Source organism: Pseudomonas sp. K5002 (assembly GCF_013386655.1).
Lineage (GTDB): Bacteria > Pseudomonadota > Gammaproteobacteria > Pseudomonadales > Pseudomonadaceae > Aquipseudomonas.
Map to the genome: position 1 here is coordinate 1 of NZ_JACARK010001282.1, position 330 is coordinate 330.

A 330-nucleotide genomic window follows, 5' to 3' on the forward strand; every position below is an offset into this window, starting at 1 on the left:
GGCGGTGCTGGATGCCTGTGCCGAACAAGGTTTGAACGTCGCGGATGTCAGCGCCAGCCAGTCCCTTACCGGGCGTGGCATTGCAGGCACCCTAGATGGCCGGCAACTGGCGCTGGGCAACCGTCGCCTGCTGGAAGAAACCGGCTTGAGCACCGGTGATCTCGCCGACTCGGCCAGTGCGTGGGAGGCCGAAGGCCGCACCTTGTCCTGGCTGATCGAGCAAGGCCCGCAGCCCCGCGTGCTGGGTTTGTTTGCCTTCGGTGACACGCTTAAACCGGGCGCCCTGCAGGCGATACAGGCACTCAAGGCTCGGCATATCAGCAGCCACCT

1 pseudogene is annotated in these 330 nt (G+C 65.2%); it reads left to right on the forward strand.

Annotated features, from left to right (window positions below):
* A pseudogene (locus HX846_RS35690) lies at window positions 1–330 on the forward strand (HAD family hydrolase); the annotation flags it as partial.